The 20,823-nt window shown below is 64.4% G+C and carries 18 protein-coding genes; 8 read left to right on the top strand and 10 right to left on the bottom strand.

Going from position 1 to position 20,823, the window contains the following annotated elements; translation table 11 throughout:
* Positions 1 to 193: 193 nt before the first annotated feature.
* On the top strand, positions 194 to 2,587 hold the full coding sequence (locus tag BTO02_RS29625; protein WP_075160606.1) for a DNA polymerase II: 2,394 nt from the start codon (positions 194 to 196) through the stop codon (positions 2,585 to 2,587).
* Positions 2,588 to 2,697: 110 nt separating this feature from the next.
* Positions 2,698 to 3,207, top strand: a complete 510-nt coding sequence (locus tag BTO02_RS29620) for a DUF1697 domain-containing protein (protein WP_075160605.1) — start codon at positions 2,698 to 2,700, stop codon at positions 3,205 to 3,207.
* A gap of 87 nt (positions 3,208 to 3,294) precedes the next feature.
* Here BTO02_RS29620 and BTO02_RS29615 read toward each other — a convergent pair whose 3' ends face one another.
* Positions 3,295 to 3,846, bottom strand: coding sequence for a TIGR00645 family protein (locus BTO02_RS29615; protein WP_075160604.1), 552 nt, complete (start codon positions 3,844 to 3,846; stop codon positions 3,295 to 3,297).
* A gap of 213 nt (positions 3,847 to 4,059) precedes the next feature.
* On the opposite strand from BTO02_RS29615, the gene BTO02_RS29610 reads away from it, so the two are divergent.
* The 5 genes from BTO02_RS29610 (at position 4,060) to BTO02_RS29590 (ending at position 7,478) form a co-directional block, all read left to right on the top strand.
* Positions 4,060 to 4,389 (top strand): hypothetical protein, encoded by a 330-nt coding sequence (locus tag BTO02_RS29610; RefSeq protein ID WP_156884024.1) that lies wholly within the window; start codon positions 4,060 to 4,062, stop codon positions 4,387 to 4,389.
* A gap of 131 nt (positions 4,390 to 4,520) precedes the next feature.
* Complete coding sequence (locus BTO02_RS29605) at positions 4,521 to 5,318, top strand: alpha/beta hydrolase (RefSeq protein ID WP_075160603.1); 798 nt, start codon at positions 4,521 to 4,523, stop codon at positions 5,316 to 5,318.
* Positions 5,319 to 5,503: 185 nt separating this feature from the next.
* Positions 5,504 to 6,124: a LemA family protein gene (locus BTO02_RS29600; protein WP_075161503.1), complete on the top strand. Its 621-nt coding sequence runs from the start codon at positions 5,504 to 5,506 to the stop codon at positions 6,122 to 6,124.
* Positions 6,121 to 6,978: a TPM domain-containing protein gene (locus BTO02_RS29595; protein ID WP_075160602.1), complete on the top strand. Its 858-nt coding sequence runs from the start codon at positions 6,121 to 6,123 to the stop codon at positions 6,976 to 6,978. Before BTO02_RS29600 ends, BTO02_RS29595 begins: the two co-directional genes overlap by 4 nt.
* A gap of 2 nt (positions 6,979 to 6,980) precedes the next feature.
* The gene (locus BTO02_RS29590) at positions 6,981 to 7,478 is read left to right on the top strand and encodes a TPM domain-containing protein (protein ID WP_075160601.1); all 498 of its coding nucleotides are present in this window, start codon (positions 6,981 to 6,983) and stop codon (positions 7,476 to 7,478) included.
* A gap of 6 nt (positions 7,479 to 7,484) precedes the next feature.
* Here BTO02_RS29590 and BTO02_RS29585 read toward each other — a convergent pair whose 3' ends face one another.
* The 8 genes from BTO02_RS29585 to BTO02_RS29550 form a co-directional block, all read right to left on the bottom strand.
* On the bottom strand, positions 7,485 to 8,468 hold the full coding sequence (locus BTO02_RS29585) for a UDP-glucuronic acid decarboxylase family protein (RefSeq protein WP_075160600.1): 984 nt from the start codon (positions 8,466 to 8,468) through the stop codon (positions 7,485 to 7,487).
* 25 nt (positions 8,469 to 8,493) lie between these two features.
* Complete coding sequence (locus BTO02_RS29580; protein WP_075160599.1) at positions 8,494 to 9,447, bottom strand: glycosyltransferase; 954 nt, start codon at positions 9,445 to 9,447, stop codon at positions 8,494 to 8,496.
* Positions 9,437 to 10,606, bottom strand: a complete 1,170-nt coding sequence (locus tag BTO02_RS29575; protein WP_083615439.1) for a glycosyltransferase family 9 protein — start codon at positions 10,604 to 10,606, stop codon at positions 9,437 to 9,439. Before BTO02_RS29575 ends, BTO02_RS29580 begins: the two co-directional genes overlap by 11 nt.
* On the bottom strand, positions 10,603 to 11,634 hold the full coding sequence (locus BTO02_RS29570; protein ID WP_075160598.1) for a glycosyltransferase family 2 protein: 1,032 nt from the start codon (positions 11,632 to 11,634) through the stop codon (positions 10,603 to 10,605). Before BTO02_RS29570 ends, BTO02_RS29575 begins: the two co-directional genes overlap by 4 nt.
* Positions 11,631 to 13,388, bottom strand: coding sequence for a carbamoyltransferase family protein (locus BTO02_RS29565; RefSeq protein ID WP_075160597.1), 1,758 nt, complete (start codon positions 13,386 to 13,388; stop codon positions 11,631 to 11,633). Before BTO02_RS29565 ends, BTO02_RS29570 begins: the two co-directional genes overlap by 4 nt.
* Positions 13,389 to 13,435: 47 nt before the next feature.
* A complete protein-coding gene (locus tag BTO02_RS29560; RefSeq protein WP_075160596.1) occupies positions 13,436 to 14,635 on the bottom strand; it encodes a glycosyltransferase family 9 protein in 1,200 nt (399 codons plus the stop codon).
* Positions 14,632 to 15,381: a D-glycero-alpha-D-manno-heptose-1,7-bisphosphate 7-phosphatase gene (locus BTO02_RS29555; protein WP_083615438.1), complete on the bottom strand. Its 750-nt coding sequence runs from the start codon at positions 15,379 to 15,381 to the stop codon at positions 14,632 to 14,634. The genes BTO02_RS29560 and BTO02_RS29555 overlap by 4 nt, the downstream gene beginning before the upstream one ends.
* A gap of 91 nt (positions 15,382 to 15,472) precedes the next feature.
* Positions 15,473 to 16,771, bottom strand: coding sequence for a glycosyltransferase family 4 protein (locus BTO02_RS29550; protein ID WP_075160595.1), 1,299 nt, complete (start codon positions 16,769 to 16,771; stop codon positions 15,473 to 15,475).
* A gap of 420 nt (positions 16,772 to 17,191) precedes the next feature.
* On the opposite strand from BTO02_RS29550, the gene BTO02_RS29545 reads away from it, so the two are divergent.
* Positions 17,192 to 19,966 (top strand): ATP-binding cassette domain-containing protein, encoded by a 2,775-nt coding sequence (locus BTO02_RS29545; protein WP_442953464.1) that lies wholly within the window; start codon positions 17,192 to 17,194, stop codon positions 19,964 to 19,966.
* On the opposite strand, the gene BTO02_RS29540 is transcribed toward BTO02_RS29545, so the two are convergent.
* A complete protein-coding gene (locus BTO02_RS29540; protein ID WP_075160593.1) occupies positions 19,899 to 20,813 on the bottom strand; it encodes a glycosyltransferase family 2 protein in 915 nt (304 codons plus the stop codon). The genes BTO02_RS29545 and BTO02_RS29540 overlap by 68 nt on opposite strands.
* Positions 20,814 to 20,823 lie beyond the last annotated feature (10 nt).

Genomic DNA, 20,823 nt, shown 5'->3' with positions numbered 1-20,823 from the left:
GCGCGAACACCTCCCCTCTGACAAAACGGATTGTCACTGGCATACCAATGCGCGCGCGATAGTGGTTTACCAGTGCGCCCGGGCGCGGCTCGATCGGGTGCAAAGCCGCGCCGTTCGTGGCGATCGGCAAGCGCCGCGTACGCGGTGCGGACGGTAAAATTCACGGAACATACCGTTGCATTGGAGTCGATGTTTGACAGAGCTGAAGCAGGGCTTCATTTTGACCCGTCACTGGCGAGACTCGCCGGCTGGCACGGAGGTGGTGTTCTGGCTGGCGACGGACGACGGGCCGCGCCAGCTTCGCCTGCGTCCGCAGGAATCGGTTGCGTTTGTTCCCGCCGCGCAGCGCGAGCGCGTCGAATCGATCCTGCATCGCGAAGCGTCATTCGCGGGCATCGAATTGCGTCCGCTCGAACTGTGCGACTTCCATCATCGCCCGGTGCTGGGGCTGTACAGCGAGCAGTACCGGCAACTGACCCGGCTCGAGAAGCGTCTGAAGCAGGGCGGCGTCGACGTCTACGAGGCAGACGTCTTTCCGCCCGACCGGTACATGATGGAGCGCTTCGTCACGGCGCCCGTCTGGTTCAGCGGGCGGTCAGACGGCAATGATGCAAGCGGTGCGACGCCTGCGTTGCTGGACGGCGACATGAAGCCCGCACCCGGCTATCGGCCGCGGCTGCGCGTGGTATCGCTCGACATCGAGACCAGTGCCCAAGGAGAGCTGTATTCGATCGCACTCGAAGGCTGCGGGCAGCGTCAGGTTTATATGCTCGGCCCGGCGATCGGCGACGGCAGTTCAGTCGATTTCGCGCTCGAATACTGCGAGAGCAGGCCGATGCTGCTCGAACGGCTGAACCAATGGATGGCCCGGCACGACCCCGATGCGATCATCGGCTGGAATGTGGTGCAGTTCGATCTGCGCATTCTTCATCAGCACGCGCAGCAGTACGGCGTTGCGTTGCGGCTGGGCCGTGACGGCAGCGCGATGGAATGGCGGGAACACGGGCTGACACAAGGGCATTTCTTCGCAGGCGCCGCCGGACGGCTGATCATCGACGGCATCGAAGCGCTGCGCTCGGCGACCTGGAGCTTTCCGTCGTTCAGCCTCGAGTCCGTTTCGCAGACGGTGCTGGGCGAGGGCAAGGCGATCGATAACGCCTACCAGCGCATGGACGAAATCCAGCGCCGCTTCGACGAAGACAAGCCTGCGCTCGCGCGCTACAACCTCAAGGACTGCGAGCTCGTGACGCGCATCTTTGCGAAAACCGAGCTGCTCGCGTTTCTGCTCGAGCGCGCAACCGTGACGGGCCTGCCGGCGGACCGCAGCGGAGGCTCGGTCGCGGCGTTCACGCATCGTTATATGCCGCTCATGCACCGGCTCGGCTATGTCGCACCGAATCTCGGCGATGTCGTGGGTGCGCCGAGCCCGGGCGGCTTCGTGATGAACTCGCGGCCGGGTCTGTACGACTCGGTGCTCGTGCTCGACTACAAAAGCCTGTATCCGTCGATTATCCGCAGTTTCCTGATCGATCCGGTCGGGCTCGTGGAAGGCATGCGCAATCCCGACGATGCGAACTCGGTTGCCGGTTTTCTGGGCGCGCGCTTTTCGCGTACGCGGCATGGGCTGCCGTCTGTCGTCGCGCAGATCTGGGAAGCGCGCGAGGCAGCCAAACGCGATCACGACAAGCCGTTGTCGCAGGCGTTGAAGATCATCATGAATTCGTTTTACGGCGTGCTCGGTTCGACGGGATGCCGGTTTTTCGATCCGCGGCTTGCGTCGTCGATCACGATGCGCGGTCACGAGATCATGCGCAAGACACGCGAGCTGATCGAGGAGCAGGGCTACGAGGTGATTTACGGAGATACGGATTCGACCTTCGTCTGGCTCAATCGCGCGCGCACGGAAGAGGAAGCGGCGCACATTGGGCGCACGCTCGTCGCGCATATCAACGCCTGGTGGCAGCGCGACCTGCGCGAGCGCTTCGGGCTGCAGAGCGCACTGGAGCTGCAGTTCGAGCGCCACTACCGGCGCTTTTTCATGCCGACTATCCGGGGCACGGAAGAGGGCAGCAAAAAGCGCTATGCGGGTCTTACGCTGCGGGAGGATGGCAGCGAGGAAGTGGTCTACAAGGGGCTCGAGACGGTTCGCACAGACTGGACGCCGCTTGCGCAGCGGTTCCAGCAGGAGCTTTATCTACGCGTGTTCAGGCAGGAGCCGTATCGCGATTATGTACGGGATTACGTGCGCCGGACGTTGAGCGGGGAGTTCGATGAACTGCTCGTGTACCGCAAGCGGCTGCGTCGTCCGCTCGCTGCGTATGAGCGCAATGTGCCGCCGCACGTCCGCGCAGCACGGATGGCGGACGAGTTCAATATGCGGCAAGGACGGCCGCTGCAATATCAGAGCGGCGGATGGATCAGCTATGTGATGACGGGCAGCGGCCCGGAGCCGCTCGAAACGTGGCGATCGGGGCTCGATTACGGACACTATCTGAGCAATCAGTTGCAGCCGGTGGCCGATGCAATATTGCCATTGCTGGGCGATGACTTCGAGACGCTGACCAGTGGGCAACAGACGCTTTTCTAGCTCGGGAATCGATGCTGGCTGCCGCACACGCCTCGTAGGGGGTCACGCGAAACGGCGCGGATGGTTTCATAATATGAAGCCATGCAGATCAACTCGCAACAGGAGGACTGATGACCCGATACGTGGCGCTCCTGCGCGCCGTGAATGTAGGCGGCACCGGCAAACTCCCGATGTCCGAACTGCGGGCCATGTGCGAGTCGCTTGGCTTTGCCGGTGTACGCACCTATATCGCGAGCGGCAACGTGGTGTTCGAAAGCAGGCTCGGCGAGACTGCGGTGAAGGCGCGGCTCGAACATTGTCTGGAGATTTATGCCGGCAAGCCGGTCGGCGTTGTGGTCCGAACGGGCGCGGAAATGGCCGCGGTTCTTGCCGGAAATCCCTTTAGAACCGCTCCGTCGAACCGGACGGTTGCCATATTTCTCGACGCGCCGCCGGCCGCGGACGCGCTGTCTGATGTGCGGGGCCAGCAGGACGAAGAGATCGCGCTCGGGTTGCGCGAGATTTTCGTGCACTACGGCAGCGGAATGGCGCACTCCCGATTGAAGATTCCGGCTGCGATCACGGGAACCTCACGCAATATGAACACAGTGGAAAAACTCGCGGAGTGGGCGGCCGGATAGCTTTGATTCCCGACTGCTTAGCGCCTACAACAAAGATGTCCGGCAATGTTCGTTCGGCCGGACCGATGACCTGATGTATGACGCGGTTCACACCGACCGGCTTCGACGTGACTTTGCGATGAGCCAATCCATGGCAGCGAGCAACAATGCCGAAACGACAAACGTGATATGCACCGCCATTCCCCACGCGACAGTTCGCGTGCCGACCTGTTCGATTGTCAGGAATCCCTGCAACACCTCGATTGCCGAAATCGCCACGATGGACGCCATCAGCTTCAGCTTGATGTCGCTAAATCCGACATTGCCGATCCAGTCGGGCGTGTCCTTATGCCCGTCCAGATCGAGCTTCGAAACGAAGTTCTGGTAACCGCCGAAGATAATCATCAACAACAGATTCGCCATGAGCGAAAGATCGATAAGCGAAAGAACGCCGAGGATCACATCGTCGGAATCGCTTGAAATGAGGCTCGATGCCATATGCCAGAACTCTTGTCCGAACTTTACGAGCAGCATCAGCAGACTGAGCGTGAGACCTGCATAGATCGGCGCGAGAATCCAGCGGCCTGCGAAAATACCCTGTTCCAGCGTGCGTTCGCCAATGCCGGGGGCACGCCCGCTAGTTTGATCTGTCGGCTTCATTCAGAATTCCTCAGGAAAATCCAGCCTGGCTGGTAGCGGAACACTCCGTTCGGCCCGGGCGCGGTCGTGCGGTTTGGAGGCGCACGCGGGCCTTGACGGGGAGTAACACGATGCGTGCCCGAACGAACCGCCGCGATGCTGGCAGTCCGTGAATCCGAGCTCTATGCTTTAAATGGCATATCGCGCCGTATTGCAACGGCAACGGAAGGCATCATGAAGCGCGCATTCATTTCGCTGGCCGCGGCAGTCGCGCTGGCGTGTCTATGCGATGCCGCGTTCGCGCATGGGAGCGTCGGCGTTTACGTCGGTGGTCCTGTGTATGTCGGGCCGCCACCGGTTATCTATCGACCGTATCCGCCTGCGATTTACGGGCCGCCGCCGGTCCTGTACCGCTCGCCGCCTGCCGTTTACTGGCGCGCTCCCGGTTATTACTATGGTTACCCGTACGGCTATCGACCCTGGTGGGGGCGACCGTACTGGCGAGGCTACGGGTATGGCTACGGCGGCTATCGTGGCTGGCATCATTACAGGTATCGCCGTTGAGAAGAGCCCATTGAAATGGCGCCGCGGCTTCGCAAAAAACCTGTCGCGCGACACAACGAATCCGATGCGCGGCGTCGTCGATCGTATGCCGGCCGGGCGGGCCAGAGGCTCGATGGCCTGGGTTCGCAGCAATGAAATTCTCCGGGTGGATACTGCTCGTTATCGTCGCGTGTCTCGCCCCGCTTGCAGGGGGCGCCATGCTGCAGGATCGTCTGCTGTACTTTCCCGAGAAAGCTGCCGTTCCCGATGTCGTTTCGGGGGAATTTCGGGCGTGGCCGACACCCGCGGCGTTCCGCGGGCTCGTGGCCGAGCCGCGAGGCGCGGCGCGCGGCACGGCCATCGTCTTTCACGGTAACGCGGGACACGCAGGCCACCGTGCGCAGTACGCCGCGGCGCTCACGCGGCTGGGGCTGCGCGTGATTCTTGCCGAATACCCGGGCTACGGGCCACGCGACGGCGACCCCGGCGAACGACGCCTCGCTGCCGATGCCGAACAGACGATCGCGCTTGCGCATGATCTGTACGGTGCGCCGCTGCTGATTGTCGGCGAGTCGCTCGGGGCCGCCGTCGCGGCTTCGGTTGCATCCCGCGAGCGTGAGAGGATCGCGGGTCTGCTTCTCGTCACGCCATGGGATTGCCTCGAGCACGTCGCCGCATATCACTATCCATGGCTGCCTGTGAAGTGGCTGCTGCGCGACCGATACGACAGCGCGAGGCAACTGGGTTCGTTCGACCGTCCCGTTGTCGTCGTCACTGCGCAGCGCGACAGCATCGTCCCCGTGCGCTTCGGCGAAGCGCTCTACGAGGCGCTGTCCGGCCCGAAGCGGCTGATTGTCGTGAAAGACGCCGGGCACAACGACTGGATCGGCTACGTCGACGAATCGTGGTGGCGCGAGGTGATCGCCTTCCTGCTCGATCGACCGGCCTGATTGCGCGGACATGCCGGAGTCCGCCAGGTGGCGTTGGATAGAACCTTGATTACATTATCTGGTCAATGCCATTACTGGACGCTGCCCGTTCATATTGGCAACTTGCACCGCCCATTGCCTCGATGCAGCCCATGCGAAGGAGCAAACCGATGCGCGGCTTGTCGATCATCGCTGTCGAAGCCCCCATGCGAGCAGCGGGAAGGTTTGCCATGCTGATCGCTGCGCTGGCCGTCGCCGGGTGCGGCTACAACACGATCCAGCGCGAGGACGAACAGGTCAAGGCAAGTTGGTCTGAAGTGCTTAACCAATATCAGCGCCGTGCGGACCTCGTGCCCAATCTCGTGAATACGGTCAAGGGTTATGCCAATCAAGAGAAAGAAGTCCTGACTCGTGTGACCGAGGCCAGAGCGCAGGTCGGCTCCCTTCGTGTGAGCCCGGACACGCCGTCCGATCCGCAGGCATTCTCGCGATTCGAGGCTGCGCAAGGCCAGCTCACCTCGTCTCTCTCCCGTCTGCTGATCGTGTCGGAGAACTACCCGCAACTGAAATCGGATGCGAATTTCAGGGATTTGCAGGCGCAGCTCGAAGGCACAGAAAACCGGATTACGGTGGCCCGCACGCGTTACATCCAGGCCGTCCAGCAATACAACTCAACGGTACGGTCATTTCCGAATAACCTGACAGCAAAGATGTTCGGCTACACGGAGAAGCCGAATTTTTCGGTTGCCAACGAAACGGAGATCGCAAGACCGCCGCGCGTCGATTTTGGCGGGACGCCAGCCTCCTCGGTTGGAGGGAATAATTGAAGGTTTTTCGCATACTGTTCGCGCTCGTTTGTCTGGTCCTGGCGTTTATTGCCATTGACGCCTACGCCGACGCATCGATACCGCCCCTGACGGCGCGGGTCGTCGATGAGACGGGCACGCTTTCGCCCGAACAGCGGTCGTCGATCGACGCCACCCTGAAAGACTTCGAGTCACGCAAGGGCGCCCAGATCGCGGTGTTGATCGTGCCTACCACGCAACCGGAAACGATCGAGCAGTATTCGATACGCGTGGTCGAGCAATGGAAGCTCGGGCGTAAAAAAGTCGACGACGGCGCCATGCTGATCGTGGCGAAAAATGACCGTACCCTTCGAATCGAAGTCGGATATGGCCTCGAAGGGGCGCTCAATGACGCGACCAGCAACCGCATCATCGAGGAGACGATCGTGCCCCGGTTCAAGCAAGGCGACTTCTATGGCGGCGTAAAGGCCGGGCTCGATAGCATGATGAGCGTCATAAGCGGCGAAGCGCTGCCGCCGCCGTCTCGCCGACCCGGCGGAGCCGATGGCGTTACGGGCCTGCTGCCGGCATTGCTCGTGATAGCGATCGTTGCGGGCGGGGTGCTACGCGCGCTGTTCGGGCGCCTGCCTGGCGCGATAGTGACCGGTGGCGTGGTCGGTGCGATTGCATGGCTGTTCTCCGGCGCGCTCGTCCTTGCCGTCATTGCGGGCGCGATAGCGCTGGTGTTTACGCTGGCAGGCAGCGGCATCGGCGCGTTCGCCGGCGGCCGATACCTCGGCGGCGGTCCAGGGGGCCTCGGCGGCCGTTCGAATCGCGATATCTTTCGCGGCGGTGGAGGCGGGTTCGGCGGCGGCGGCGCCTCGGGCAGGTGGTAACCGTGGATCTCAAGCGTATCTTTCGACATCTGTTGATGACGCGCTGGCGGGTCAGAAGAGCGTTCTCGGCGCGCGTGCTGTCCGCTATCGAAAGCGCGATCCGGGAAAGCCACCGGACCCATGCGGGTCAGGTCCGCTTCGTCGTCGAAGGTGCGTTGGACAGTGCCGATCTCTTCGATGGATTGACCGCTCGCGAGCGGTCGATAGACGTTTTCTCGCAGCTCAGGGTTTGGGACACCGAACATAACAACGGAATCCTTATCTATTTGATGCTGGCTGACCGCGATGTGGAAATCGTCGCGGACCGCGGAATCGATGCGCGCGTGTCCGGCGAGGAGTGGGAAGCAATCTGTCGAATGATGGAAGCCGATTTCCGGCGCGCACAGTATGAACGGGGAGCATTGCGAGGCATCGAACAGGTCTCGGCACTTCTCAATACGCATTTTCCGACGCGCACGCCGCCGCGAGAAGATCTGCCAAGTTTTCCCGTCGTGATGTAACTCGTACTACATGGGCGTCTCGGCTGTGGCTGTGCGCGCGCTGCCGATGACCGATGCGAAATAAGCGGCCGTTTTGCCCAGGCCCTGCTCGAGCGGCGTGTGCGGCGTCCAGCCGAAAAGGCGCGTAGCGAGCGAAATATCGGGCTGGCGTCGACACGGGTCGTCCACGGGCAGCGGCAGGAACTCGATTCGCGAGGTCGATCCGGTGATCGCTTTGGTGCGCTGCGCGATCTCGAGCATCGACACTTCGTATGGGTTACCGAGATTGACGGGGCAGCCGGGATCGGAGCGCAGGTTCATCAGACGCACGAATGCATCGATCATGTCGTCCACGTAGCAGAACGAGCGCGTTTGCGAGCCGTCTCCGTAAACGGTCAGCGGTTTGCCGCCGAGCGCCTGCACCATGAAGTTCGATACGACGCGGCCGTCGGCCGGATGCATGCGCGGCCCATACGTATTGAAGATTCGCGCGATGCGAATGTCGAGACCGTGCTGCCGCCGGTAATCCATGAAGAGCGTCTCCGCACAGCGCTTGCCTTCGTCGTAGCACGAGCGCGGGCCGATCGGATTCACGTTGCCCCAATAGTTCTCCGTTTGCGGGTGCACGCGCGCGTCGCCGTACACTTCGCTCGTCGACGCCTGGAAGATTTTCGCCTTCACGCGCTTGGCGAGCCCCAGCATATTGATCGCGCCGTGCACGCTCGTTTTGGTCGTCTGCACGGGGTCGTGCTGATAGTGGACCGGAGAGGCGGGGCATGCGAGGTTATAGATCTCGTCCACTTCGACATAGAGCGGGAACGTCACGTCATGGCGCATCATCTCGAAGTTCGCGCAGTCGAGCAGGTGTGCGACGTTGTCCCGGGTTCCCGTATAGAAGTTGTCCACGCACAGCACGTCGTGGCCCTGCGTCACGAGGCGTTCGCATAGATGCGAGCCGAGAAAGCCGGCGCCGCCCGTGACGAGAATCCGTTTGCGTGTCAGTTCTCTCATGATGCTGCTCCCTTGATCATCGTGCTCAACCGCTCACGCGCGATAGCGCCGCGAGCCAGTCGCGCACGAAACGGTCGATATGAAAACGTTCGCGTGCGGTGCGCCGCGCCGCATGACCGAGCGAACGCGCGTGCGCCGGATCGCCGAGCAGGCTGTGCATCGCCTCGACGAGCAACTCGCGGTTCGTATGCACGTAGCCGTTTTCGCCGTTGCGAATGACGGTGGCGAGTTCGGTCGTCGCGAAGCCGACGATCGGCATGCCGATCGTCATTGCTTCGACGATGGCGAGGCCAAGGCTCGTCCAGCGGATCGGATTGAAAAAGAAGCGGTAGCGCGCGGTAAACGCAGCCAGTTCGAGGTTCGGTATTTCGCCGATGCCGCCGCTTTTCGCCGCATCCATGCCGACGAGGTCGAGCGGCACGCGCTCGCGCATCGTATCGAACAGGTCCGCGCCGAGGCGTCGGCCGCGCTGCGCGAGGTGGTTGACGACGACGATGCCGCGCTCGAGTTCGCCGCTGTACTGCACGTTTTTCGGCACCACGACGCCGTGTTCGATCACGCACGTCGGCGTCGCGCCGCAGTCCCACGCGAGCTCGTTGAAATGCGTGACGTGCACGACGAGCGTCTGCGGGTCGTCGACCCAATGTTTCTGCGCGTACGGATTGTCGAGCGGCGGGTCGTGCTCGATATAGATGCGCGGCAGGCGCCGCTGCTGCGCCGACAGCACATGCTCGCGATCGTGTTCCCAATGCACGCGATGCTGATAGAGCACGACGTCGAAATGCTGCGACGCGACTGCGTCGATCGGCACTTCATGCACGTTGTCGCCCCACGGCAACGAGCCGTTGCGGCCCGCGTACCCGGGCGGGTGGCCAGGCTTCGTGACGAGATAAAAGTCGTGCGGAACCTGCGTCAGGTAATACAGGTAGTTGCCGTGCACATGCCAGGTGAGAATGCGCAGGCGTCGATTAGCGGACATGGGACGCCTCCCAGCGTGCGATAGAGTAAGCCGCATCGGCGATGCGCGGCCTCGCCGCGCGGCCGGCAGCCGCGTGGACCGTTGCGGAATCGAGTGCAAGCTGCGCGTGCGCGGCCTCGATCACGCTTTCGACGCTCACGTTCAACGCACACTCGTGTCCATATGGGCACTCGCGGAACGCGCACGGCCGGCACGCCGGATAGTCGGCAAGCACACGATGCCGTTGCCGGTCGAGCGGGGCCCAGCGGCGCGTGTCGCTGCCCGATGCGATGACGACGCTTGGCGTTTGCATCGCGGCCGCAATGTGCGAAATGCCGGTGTCGTTACAGACGACGAGCCGCGCGTCGCGCACGAGCGCGGCGAGTGCGCCGAGCGAGGTCGCGCCCACGAGATGCAGCGCCGGTGCAACCATCGTGCCGAGCAGACGGGCCGACAGTTCGATTTCCGATGCGGTGCCCGTGATCGCGACGCGCCAGCCGTCCGAGGCGAGTGCGTTGGCGACTTCGGCAAACCGTTCGACAGGCCAGCGCCGCGACGGCAATTGCGCGCCCGGATGGACGAGCACGAGGCGTTCGCACGCTATGCGGTGCAAGGCGACGAGAGCCGCGTGTTCGGCGAGGTCTTGCGGTGTCAGTTCGAACGCGAGTGCATCGCCATCGGCGGGTGCGCCGAGTGCATCGGTCAGCGCGAGGTAACGGTGCGGTTCGGGCAAGGACTCGGGCCACGCAATGAAGCAACCGTCGCGCGCTTCGCCGGGCTGGACGAAGCCTGCATACGCGCGCGCGCCGAACTGGCCGACGATGTCGTTCGCGATGCCGCCGCTGCCGTGCATCTGGATCGCCAGATCGAAGCGGCGCGCGCGCATCGCGGCGATGAAGCCGGGCAGGGCGGCGTCGTCTTCTTGCTGTTCCGGAAAGCCTCGTGCGCCCGGAAACACGATCAGTTCGTCGACCAGACCGCGATAGCGTTCGACGAAGCTTTTCGCCCACGGCAGGCCGATCAGGGCGATATGCGCATGCGGCACCGCGCGGCGCAGCGCGCGCAACGCGGGCACGCTGCACAGCATGTCGCCCAGTTGAAGCGCACGGAAAATCACAATCCGCGCAGGCCCCGCGGGACGCGCTGTGACACACTCCAATGATTCGATCGATGTGCTCATAGGAACATCACCTTGAAACGAAACGCGCCGTACAGACGCCAGTACACCGATAGAAACGGAATCAGCAGCGACGTCCACACCATTTCGGCCAGATGCGGCCAGTCGCGCCGCGTGTGGCGCAGGCGTTGCATGCAGAAGCCGGCGGTGAGACACGCCCATATGAGCAGCGCGCACCACGCGAGCGCACCGAAGCCTGCCAGCCCGGCCAGTAGCCCACACACCGCGCTGCAGACGATCGCGTAGTAGCGCAGCGGCGGGCGGGCGTCGATGCGTTGCCGGTACATCGCCGGATGCTTGCGGAACAGCAGCGCTTCGAAAAAGCTCTTTTTTTGCTGATGCAGGCTCACGCCCCAACGCGCGGGTCGTACCGGATGAACGACGATCGCGTCGTCGGCGCGCACGATCCGGCAACCGGCGTTCAGCAGCATGAATTGCAGGTCGGAATCCTCGCGCCATGCGGCGGTGAAGCGCTCGTCGAAGCCGCCCGTCGCTTCGAGCGCCGCGCGGCGCACAAAGACGTTCGCGGTGGCGAATTCGGCGCACGAGAGGCCGCTCGCGTCGAGTTCGTAGTCGCTCGGGTGATCGGGCAACGGCATCACGATGCGACCCGAAACGGCGTCGGCGTTCGCGCGCGCTGTCGCCGCGAGGCCCGCCGCGAGCCATCGCGGGTCAGGGATCGTGTCGTCGTCGGTGAAGGCAACGAGCGGCGCGCGCGCCGCGCGCCAGCCCGCATTGCGCGCAGCCGCGGGACCTTGCGTGGCGGTGACCGGCACATAGCGAACCGCGAGGCCGCGTGCGGCCTGGCGTGCCGCGAAGCGGTCGACGAACGCGCGGGTGGCGACGTCTTCGGGTCCGTCGTCGCAGACGACGATTTCATAGCGCGTGCAATCGAGCTGTTGCGCGGCGACGGCATCGAGGCAGGTCTCGAGCATCGCGGGGCGCCGGTACGTCGGCACGACGACCGATATGTCCGGCGCTGGCGCCGGCGCCGACGCGTCGACAGAACCCACGCGGCTGCTCGTGCTCATCGCACGGCCTCTGCGCAAACCGACGCCGAACCGACTTTCTCGACGATGAACGATCCGATCACCAGCGCATCGAGCGGCGACGTCCAGAACGATTCGACCGCATCGCGCGGGGAGTTGACCATCGGTTCGCCGCGCGTATTAAAGGAGGTATTGACGAGCACGGGCACGCCGGTTCGCCGATAAAACGCGTCGAGCAGATCGTAGTAGAGCGCGTGTTGATCGCGGTTGATCGTCTGCACGCGTGCAGTGCCGTCCACGTGCCGCACGGCAGGAATCCGGTCCGCTTTCTCTTCGCGCACGTCGAAGATAAACAACATGAACGGCGCACGCGTGGCGCCGACGAACCAGTCGGCCGCATGTTCCTCCATCACGACGGGCGCCACCGGCCGGAAATCCTCGCGGTCCTTGATTTCGTTCAGGCGCGCCTGCATGCCGGGGTCGATCGGCGAGGCGAGAATCGAGCGCGAGCCGAGTGCGCGCGGACCGAACTCGGTGCGCCCCTGATACCAGCCGAGCACCTTGCCCGCGGCGAGCATCGCGGCTGCTTCGTCGGCAATGTCGCGTGCGCGGCGGTACGGAATTTTCGACCATTTCAAGAACTGTTCGACTTCGTCGTCGGCATACCGAGGCCCGAGATACGCGTGATCCATCGTCCAGTGCCGTTGCCGGTCGCCGCGTTGCCGGTAGTCGGTCCACAATGCGGCGCCGAGCGCGGTGCCCGCATCGCCGGCGGCCGGCTGCACCCATACGTCTTCGAACGGACCCTGGTCGCGCACCTTCGAATTCATCACGCAGTTCAGCGCCACGCCGCCCGCCATGCACAGCCGCGGCAGACCCGTTTGCCGGTGCAGCCAGTGAGCGAGTTGCAGCACGGTTTCTTCGAGCACGCATTGCAGCGAACTCGCGATGTCGTAATGACGCTGTTCGAGCGGACCGCCTCGCTCGCGCGCGGGCCCGAACCGTTCGATGAGCCGCGGCGCATCGACCGTATAACTGCCGTCCTGATGCACCCTGACGATCTCGCGGAACTGATCGGCGAAGCGCGGCTTGCCGAACGATGCAAGCGCCATGACCTTGTACTCGTCCGACGAGTGCAGAAAGCCGAGCCAGCCCGTTACCGCTTCGTAAAGCAATCCGAGCGAATGCGGCAGTTCGACCTGGCGCAGCCGTTCGTACGAGCCGTCGACGAAGCGTCCCATACTCGTCGTCACGCCTTCGCCGCGCCCGTCCATCGTCAGCACCGCGCAATCGTCGAACGGGCTCGCGAGAAACGCGCTTGCTTCATGCGAAAGGTGGTGATCGACGAAATGCCATTTGAAGCCGCCGTCGCGGTCGACACCGCGAAAGCGTCTGGCCAGATGATGCGGCGCACCGTCGAGCAATTGCGCTTTGGCGTTGGCGATATAGCTGAGAAATAGAGGATCCCACGGCGATTCGGACGGATTCGCCGCCGGCTGCCGCGCCGGGTCGAACGGCAACGCGATCGTGGCGCCCGGCGTTTTCGGCATGCCCGAAAAGAGCGTCGGGTCGTACGAGTACGCGACGTGGTCGACGTCCTTCAGCGTGATGCCTGCGCTCGAGAGGCAGTAGTCGATCGCATCGAACGGCAATTGCCACGTTGAAAACGGCACGGGCCGCTTCGCGTGCTTCACGTGCGTAAATCGTTCGTCTTCGGCGGCCGCCAGCACGACGCCGTCGCGTACCAGCGCGGCAGCGCTGTCGTGATAGACCGCATTGATTCCGAGTGTGTACATATTCGTCACTCCGTATCGAAGATGTCCTTGAAGATCGCAGGCGGCGTCTATTGCGCGACTTGCCGCGCTTCGTCGTCTGCGGGTTGCGGTGCCGCGCGCGAGCGGGTTTCGGCTAACAGCTCGAGCGTCGCGGCGACGACGTCCCCGGTTTCGACGCCGCGCAGGCAAGCGTGATGCCCGTAGGGACACACGCTGCGATAACACCAGCGGCATTCGACGTCGTGAAATAGCACGCGATGCGGCGTTTGCCATGGCGCGTGCTGCGGATTTGTCAGTGCGTACAGGTCGACGACCGGCGTGCCCAGTGCCGAAGCGATGTGCACGGGGCCGCTGTTGTTCGAAACCAGCACGCGCGCGCGTTCGATCAATGCCGCGAACGCGCCGAGATCGAGCGCGTCGGTCAGTTCGTGGATGAACGGGCGCGCCTCGGGCGGCGCCGATGCGCGCAAGGTGTGCATCAACGCGGCTTCGCCGGCGCTGCCGGTGACGAGCACGTTCATACCGGTCTTGCGGATCAGCTGCGCCGCGGCGCTGCCGAAGCGCTCGGCCGGGTAGCGGCGCGACGCGGCCGTCGCGCCCGGATGCATGACGATAAACGGCTGCGTCGCGTCGATGCCGCGCGCGTCGAGTGCGACATCGAGCGCGGTCCGCCCGGCATCGGTGACACTCATGCGCATTTGCGTGTCGCTCGTGCGCGCGCCGATTGCATCGACGAGCGAAAGCTGGCGCAGGACCTCGTGTTGCGTGCCCTGCTCGGGTTCGTGTTCGGGCACCCAGTCGGTCAGCAGCGCATATGGGTTCTCGCGGCATCGGGCGAGCCTTCGCCCGATGCCGGAGAGATAGCAGAGCGTGGCTGCGCCAAGCGGGTTCTGACTGTAGACGGTGAAGATCGCCGCCGCGTCGAAGCCGCGCTTTTCCAGCAGCGCGCGCATCGCGAGGTCCGCGTCGACGGTTCGCGACCGGTTGTGGCCCGCCCATGGCGCGTCGTAGCAAATCGCGTCGTCCACGTCGGGCAGGAGCGGCGCAAGCGCGCAGCCCGCCGGCGAGGTCAGCAAGGTCAGGTGCCGGCCCGGTGATGCGCTGCGCAATGCGTGAAGCGCCGGCGTCGTCATCAGGACGTCGCCGAGATTGTCGGTACGCACGCACAGAATGCGCTTGATTTCGGCGCCCCAGGCCTCGAGCGGTTTTGCGGCGGCGTGACGCGCGTGCGCCGTGAGCGGCTTCGCGAGCGCGGAGAGGCTTTTCATGACGTCGCCCCCTCATGAGCGGCGTTACCGGCGCAGACGGTGGGCGTGCCTGAACCGGCTTTGCCGGGGGCTGCGCCGTTCGCACACGAAAGCTCGTACTCGCAAGCAATGAGCCGCGCGGCGCCATGCAGATCGTTCGCATACGCGAACGGTCTGCGCCGCGGCCCGTCGCGCCATTCGGTTTCGTTGCCGTTATCGAGCAGAATCGTGCGGCAGCCGGCGCGATTGCCGGCTTCCACGTCGTCGAGGATGTCGCCGACGAGCCACGATGCGCGCAAGTCGATGCCGTGATCGTGCGCGGCCTGCAGCAGCATGCCGGGTGCGGGCTTGCGGCACGCGCACGCGGATGCGTAGGGCACGACATGTCCGCGCGGATCGTGTGGGCACGAGTAGAACGCGTCGAGCGAGGCGCCGCACGACGCGAACATCACGCGCAATTGATGCTCGACCGCATCGAGCGCGCCGATCGCAAAACGGCCTTGCGCCACGCCCCCCTGGTTGCTCACGACGATCAACCTGTACGGATACGCGGCGAGCAGCTCGAGCGCCGCGCGCGCACCGGGCGCAAAGCGCATCTTGCGCGGGTCGACGTTATACGGCACGTCGTCGAGCACCGTACCGTCCTTGTCGAGAAAGACCGCGCGCGGAGCCTGACGCTCAGGCAGGGCTGCCAGTGGGGGATCGACCGCGCCGTCATGCGCGCGGGCCAGGGCCGGCCCGGAAGGCGGACTTTCAATGGAGGACATATTCGATGGGAGTCCGCAAAAAGAGTGGGTTGGCTGCCGCGGCACGTCTGCTGTGCGCGGCCTGCCGCGCTTACCGATCCGTATGGACGGGCTAGCCGAAAGCCCCGCCTGCAGCGGAGCGCGCACTGCGCGCAGCGATTGCCTCGTCGCGCTCGCGCGGCTGCGGCAGCCGCGCGACGCGGCGGTACACGTGTTCCAGCGATCGCGCGACGCCTTCCCATGTAAATTCGCTCTGCGCGCGGGCCAGTCCGGCCTCGCCCATCTGCCGCGCGCGCGCCGGGTTCGCATGCAGGTGCGCGAGCCGCGCCGCGAGCGCGGCCGGGTCGCGCGGCGGTACGAGCCAGCCCGTCGCGCCGTCGCGGACCGAATAGCGGATGCCGCCGACGTCGGCGCCGATCACCGGCGTGCCGCACGCCATCGCTTCGACGGGCGTAATGCCGAACGGCTCGTACCACGGCGTCGTCACGAACACGTCCGCCGCGCTGTAGAAGAGGCTCAGATGGGAACGGCCGCGCCGGCCGACGAAAGTCGTCTGGGCCGCAACCTGCTCCTGAACGGCGATGCCGCGCAGTCGCGCGATTTCAGGCGTTGCGATTTCGTTGGGCGACTCGGAATTGCCGCCCACGATATAAAGACGTGCAGCGACGCCATGATCGCGTTTCAAGGCGCCGATGCCGCGAATCACGTTGTCGATGCCTTTGCGCTGCACGAGCCGGCCCAGTTGCAGCACGATGAATTCGTCCTGCGGCCAGCCGAGCGTTGCGCGGGCCTCGCGCCTCGCGACGGGCTGCAATTCGTCGACGTCGAAGCCGCACGGTACGATTTCGATTCGTTCGGGATCCGCATCATACAGATCGATCAGATCGATTTCGTCCTGAGGGCACTCGGCAATGACGACATCGGAGTGACGCACGAGGTCGTCTTCAATCGCAAACCGTTCGTCAGGAAAACCATCGTCATTACCCTGGTGAATACGCCGCACGCGGCCTAGCGCGTGGAACGTCATGACCACCGGAAGGTTCAGCGCGCGTTTCACCTGCAGCGCGACCTTGCCCGACATGAAGAAATTCGCGTGGATCAAATCGTACGGGCGGCGCTCGTTCCTGAAGAACGACACGAGGAAATCGGCAAACTCGTCCATATACGGCAGCAGGCGTTCCTTCGCGAGTTGCCGCGGCGGACCCGCGGGCACATTGATGATCCGAATACCGTCCATTTCGGACACCAGCGGTAACAGCGACCGGTCGCGCCGCGTGAACACGTCGACCTCATGGCCTGCGCGGTGCAGTTGCCGCGCAACGTTGGCAACGTAGATGTTCTGTCCGCCGCTATCGACGCCGCCGGCAAGAGCGAGCGGCGACGCGTGTTCGCTGATCATGGCGATCTTCATTGGGGTTCCCTCTTGGTTTATGTTCAGGCGATGTCCGGCGACGGCCGGGGCATGATGGCGGCAAGCAGCGCATGCAGTGGTTTCAGCATCCGATGTGCCCAACGATGAGTGCGGCATTTCCAACGAACGCCAACGCACGCATGGTTTTTTCGCCGTGAGCGTTTTTTCGAAGTGCTGTGGCGTTCCCTGATTTACACGGCACGTGTAAAAGGCGGGGCGGCGAAGAGCCAGTGTTGCGACGCCGCTTCGGGCCGCGTCCCGGATAAAGCTCGCCTGGTGGCGGCCTCGCGGCGCGCCGGGACCGAATCTCGCTCGCGTGCGGAAAACGTTTTGTGATCACGCGACCGGACCGTGCAGATGAGCTCAACCGACTTTCGGCCAGACCACTCGCAGGAAATCGGCGGGAAAAGCAGCAGGCAGATGCGTAGGCGCATCGCGGCCGATCTGTGGCACGCGCTGCTCGCTTACCGCGGCATCACGCTTGCGTCGTTTGCGTTGATGATCGTCGGCAAATTCGCCGCGGTCGCCATGCCGCTCGTGCTCAGGCAGATCGTCGACGAACTCGGGCATCCGGTGTCGCTCGCGTTGCTGCCGGTCTTTCTCGTGCTCGCGTACGCGCTGATGCGCTTTCTTGCCGATGCGCTCAATGAAGCGCGCGATGTCGTGTTCAGCGTCGTCACCCAGCGAACGGTCGCGTCGTTCACCGAACGGACCTTTGCGCACCTGCATCGGCTTGGCGCGCGTTTCCACGCACAGCGGGAGACGGGCACAGTCGTGCGCGACGTTCAGAAGGGCGCCGACGGCATCGGCTTCCTGCTTGGCACCGCGATCTTCGCGATCGTGCCGACCTTCGTCGAGATCGCGACGATCGTCGTCATCATCGCGCGCGGCTATTCGTGGGGTTTTACGGCGGTTATCGCAGCCACCTTCGTCTGCTATGCGATCTATACCTATGTGTTCACGCGGCGGCGACTGGTCGTGCAGCGGCGTGTCAATGCGCTCGAGGCGCAGTCCGATGCGCGGCTCGTCGACAGCCTGCTCAATTACGACACGGTCAAATTCTTCGCGACCGAAGACGTCGAAACGCGGCGCCTGACCGACGTGCTCGACCAGTGGGTCGACGCGCGCATCGCGAACCAGCGCGCACTCACGACACTGCACGTCGGGCAAAGCGGTGTGATCGCGGCCGGCATCGCCGCGATGCTGCTGATCGCCGTTCAGTATGTGCTGCTCGGACGCATGACGGTCGGCGATCTCGTGCTCGTGAACGCGTACATCATTCAGGTCTGCATGCCGCTCAATACGCTTGGCTTTGTGTTTCGCGAGACAAACGACGCGAGGGTGAACGTCGAGCGGATGTTCAGAATTCTCACGGCGCGGGGCGTGCAAGGCGAAGATGTCGACTTGCCTCGAGCGCGACCGCTCGTCGTCACCGACGGCGCCATCGAGTTCGCGCATGTCGGCTTCGCGTACGACGCGTCGCGGCCCGTGCTGCACGACGTGCATTTTCGCGTGCATGCGGGACACCGTCTTGCAGTGGTCGGCGGCAGCGGCTCGGGCAAATCGACGCTCGTGCGGCTGCTGTTCCGGCTTTATCAGCCCGCCGCGGGCCGCGTGAGCATCGACGGCCAGGACCTGCGCGAGGTCACGCAAAAGAGCGTGCGCGAAGCGATCGGCATCGTCCCGCAGGACACCGTGTTGTTCAACGATACGATCGCCTACAACATCGCGTACGGCCGGCCCGATGCGACGCGCGCCGATATCGTGCGCGCCGCGCGCGCGGCGCAGCTCGACGAGTTTATCGAGCGCCTGCCCGATCATTACGATACGCGCGTCGGCGAACGCGGTTTGCGGATCTCGGGCGGCGAGCGTCAGCGTATTGCGATCGCGCGCGCGATTCTGAAGAATCCGCGCATCATCGTTTTCGACGAAGCGACGTCGGCGCTCGACACGCGCTCGGAGCGCGCGATCCAGGCCGAGCTGAACCGGCTCGCGCAAGGGCGCACGTCGATTGCGATCGCGCACCGGCTGTCGACCGTCGTGGACGCCGACTGGATTCTCGTCATGGAACATGGCCGCATCGTCGAGCAGGGCGCGCACGACGATCTGCTCTCGCGCGACGGCGTCTACGCGAAGATGTGGGCGCTGCAATGGCAGCAGGGCGAACTCGAGCATATGCAGCGCAAGGTGTCTGCGCAGGCAGTTGAGCTCGGTCCGCTGGTTGCCGCGGTCGGCGACGATCTGCGCGACGAAATCGCGCGCCGCGGCATTCGCTGGCATGTGTCGATGCCCGACGGCGAGTTGTGCGCGATGGGCAATCGGCTCGATCTCATGCAGATTACCGCGTCGCTGTGCCGCAACGAGATCGGGCACGCGCACGCGGGAGAGACCGTCGAGCTGCGGGTCGAGCGGCGCGCGAATCATGCGTGGCTCTGCGTATCGGGCGCGCACGAGCGATCCGGCGAGATGCCCGAAGAGGCCGCGCGGCGCATCGAGGCGAAGCTTTCCGCATTGGGGGGCCGCTTCACCGCGACGCAGGTCGGCACGCGCGTCGCGTACGCCGCGGTGATTCCGCTTGCGCCGGTGGTCGACGCCGCGACGGCGGATACACGCGTCGTGACGGCGACACTCGATGTCGAAGCGCAAGCCGGCGGTGTTGCGGCACATTCGAATGACGCCTCGGACGCGGCTGCGGGCCGCCAAACGGGCAGCAGCGGCCAGTCAATGCCGGCTGCGATGCCGGCTGCCGCGCCGGTTCAAGCCCGGCTCGACGAGCCGCTCGCCGGGCTGACCGTGCTCGCGCTCGACGATCAGGAAGAAGCGCGTGACGCGCTCGAAGCAGTGCTCGGCGCGAGCGGCGCGCATGTGCTGCTTGCTTCTTCCGGTGACGAAGCGTTGCAGCGTCTGGCCGACATCCCGAGACACGCATGGCCGCAAGTATTGCTCTGCGATATCGTGCTCGGTAACGAGGACGGTTACCGCGTGCTCGAACGCATACGCGATCTCGAAGCGCAATATCCGCTCGCCGGCGGCGAGCGCTTGCCGGCGATCGCGCTGACCGGTTACACGGAACCGGCCGCCGGTGACGCTGCGCGTGCGCTACACGACGGGTTTGCGGCGCATCTGACTAAACCTGTCGCTGCGGCAGTTCTGATCGCAACGATTCGCGATGTGGCGCGCGCGCATCGAGCCTGACTTCCGCGAGCATTGCCGCGACGCGTTCGGGTACGCGGCGGCGTTCGCGCAGCGCCCAACGCAGACCGCGCAACAGGGCGAAACCGTCCTGCCACAGGGTTCCTTCCTTGCGGAAGCATTCGATTGCGCGGGCCGTGGCACGGCATGCGTCGCTCACGGCCAGCCTTTGCCATGCAGTCCATGCGGCGTTACGCGCGAGCATCCGCCGACGTAGCGCGCTATCGCGCAACGGCGAAGGATGATGCGCGATCGCGCATGCCGCGCAGTACACGATGGCGTGCCCCGCGGCGAGCACGTCGAGCGCCACGCGCTCCTCTTCGCCGCCGATAAAGTAGCGCGCGTCGTAGCCGCCGATCTGGAGGAACATCGCTGTGCGCATGACCGACGCACCCGCCATGTAGCCGACCAGCGATGGGCCCGGCAGGCCTGTCGCATCGAGGGGACTGTGCTGCATCAGGGTCGAGATCGGATCCGTTTCGCGCGCTTCGCCGACTTCGATACGCGCGTTCAGTATGCCGACCTGCGGATACGCGTCGAGCAACCGTACGGCGTGCGCAAGCGAACCGGGCTTCCACCACGTGTCGTCGTCGCAGAACGCGACGTAATCGGTGCGCACGCAATCGACCGCGAGGTTGCGTCCGCCCGCGCCGAGATTGGCGCCGCATTGCACGATCGTGACGTCGGGGAACAGCATGGCGACCCTATGCACGGTGTCGTCCGTGGAGCCGTTGTCGGCAACGACGATCGGTGGCCGTTCGGGCAGGGCGCGCAGCCGCATCAACGTGTCGATGAGTTGCGCCATGCGGTTATAGGTCAGAACGACCACGGAAATGCTCGGTTCGGACATCTGTTTTCAA

Origin of the sequence: Paraburkholderia sp. SOS3, assembly GCF_001922345.1 — a bacterium.
Lineage (GTDB): Bacteria > Pseudomonadota > Gammaproteobacteria > Burkholderiales > Burkholderiaceae > Paraburkholderia.
Note: the sequence above shows the minus strand (reverse complement) of the source record. Positions and strands in the feature narration are given on the sequence as shown.